We start from the raw sequence: 1,852 nt of genomic DNA on the forward strand, positions 1-1,852 counted from the left end.
ACCGCTCTTCCGATCTTGTCATTAGCCGCTTTGGCACTGGCTGGCGTTCCACCACTGTTCGGCTTCATTGGTAAAGAATTGATGCTAGAAGGCGTTTTATCTAGCCCTTGGGCTGTACTTCTCATCTTCATGACGTTGTTAACCTCTGTCTTTATTGTTGTTTGCGCAGGGTTGCTTGTGATTAAACCATTTTGGGGTGAAAAGAAAGCAACACCGAAAGAGGTACATGAAGCGCCGATGGGTATGCGTTTAGGTTTTTCTGTACTGGCAACAGTAGGGCTGATTTTTGGGTTAATGCCAAGTCTCGTGACACCGTTAGTCTCTTCTGCGGTGAGTGCGATCTCATTTGGTCAGATTGAGTCCGTTGATTTAGCACTTTGGCATGGTATCAATCTACCGCTGATGATCAGCGTTGCCGCTCTTGGTTTGGGTTATTTGCTGTTTAAGAAGTGGGACACGTTAGGCCCACGAGCATCAACATTGAAACCTATGCTTGAGTACGGACCTGAACGTGGTTACGAAATATTTATGGATAACTTAGTGACGTTTGCTAAGTGGAGTACCATGAAGCTGCAAAATGGCTACATGGCAAACTATATCCTAACGATATTTATTACGACGATTGCTCTAGTCGCGTATGCGATGTTCACTAAAGTTGGATTCCATTGGGATATTGATTTCTCTGATGTGACGCTTAAAGACGTAGGCATCTCGATTCTCATTATCGCGGTGATTACCTATGCGTGCATGACGCCTCTTCGACTTGGCGCCGTTGCCGCTATTGGTGCTCTGGGCTTTTCGATGGCGTTAATCTATGTCTTCTTTAGTGCTCCAGATCTAGCGATTACTCAAGTACTGATAGAAACATTGACGGTTATTATGCTTGTTCTCGTGCTGTTCAGATTGCCTAAATTCCAAAAACTATCAAGCAGTGACGTGCGTTGGAGAGACTGTTTTGTGGCGGTTACTTTTGGCGTGATGATGGCCGTTCTACTATTGACGGTTACGCACTTTGCGATGCCTGATCGTATCAGTTCTTATCTTATTGAAAATAGCTACACGATTGCCAAAGGACGAAATATCGTCAACGTAATCCTAGTCGACTACCGTGCACTTGATACGTTAGGTGAACTATTCGTACTTTCCCTTGCAGCCATAGGGGTTACAGCCATGCTTCGAACTCGGGAGGAAAAGTAATGAACAATACGGGTACTTCTCTCATTCTTCAGGTAGTGGCGCGTTTCTTACTGCCAATGCTGTTGTTGTTTTCTGTGTTTTTGTTGTTACGTGGGCACAATGAGCCAGGCGGTGGTTTCATTGCTGGTTTGGTCGCTTCAGCCGCATTTGCGCTTCACTTTTTTGCTTTTGACGCGACTCAAACCCGAAAACTTATTGGTATCGACAGTAGCTACTTGATGGGTGGTGGCTTGCTGATTTCGTTATTGAGTGGGTTTACTGGTTTTCTCATGTCAGGCAGTGCTTACCTTAGTGCTGTTTGGTGGGATGTGTATGTCCCTGGTATTGGGGAATTAAAAATAAGCACACCTTTGATTTTTGATGTTGGTGTTTATCTTGTCGTTACGGGCATGGTTACAACGTTGCTCTTCTCGTTAGCACAGTTGGAGGAATAAATGACCACTCTATTTGCTATTGTCATTGGTGCTCTTTACGCCGCAGCACTCTATATGATGCTTCGACGTAGTGTAGTTAAGCTTGTGATTGGACTGATGATTTTGTCTAATGCGACCAATTTGTTGATCTTCACTGGCGGAGGCTTAATTCGTGGTGCGCCTCCTCTTATTGAAGAAGGAATGAAAATACCATCGGGGCCGATAGCCGATCCATTGCCTCA

Annotated in this window: 3 protein-coding genes; all 3 read left to right on the top strand. The window is 44.9% G+C overall.

Annotated elements, in window-relative coordinates:
• Nucleotides 1–1,197 (top strand): hydrogen gas-evolving membrane-bound hydrogenase subunit E (gene mbhE, locus ACP45E_RS11210; protein WP_141707302.1); only part of this gene is annotated, 1,197 nt, incomplete at its 5' end.
• Nucleotides 1,197–1,631, top strand: coding sequence for a Na+/H+ antiporter subunit B (locus ACP45E_RS11215; protein ID WP_017038903.1), 435 nt, complete (start codon nt 1,197–1,199; stop codon nt 1,629–1,631). The genes mbhE and ACP45E_RS11215, both read left to right, overlap by 1 nt.
• Nucleotides 1,632–1,852: NADH-quinone oxidoreductase subunit K (locus tag ACP45E_RS11220; RefSeq protein WP_198927712.1), on the top strand; the 221-nt coding region annotated here is incomplete at its 3' end. It abuts the gene before it with no gap.

Source organism: Vibrio genomosp. F10 str. 9ZD137, assembly GCF_049974785.1.
In the GTDB taxonomy this organism is placed as follows: domain Bacteria; phylum Pseudomonadota; class Gammaproteobacteria; order Enterobacterales; family Vibrionaceae; genus Vibrio.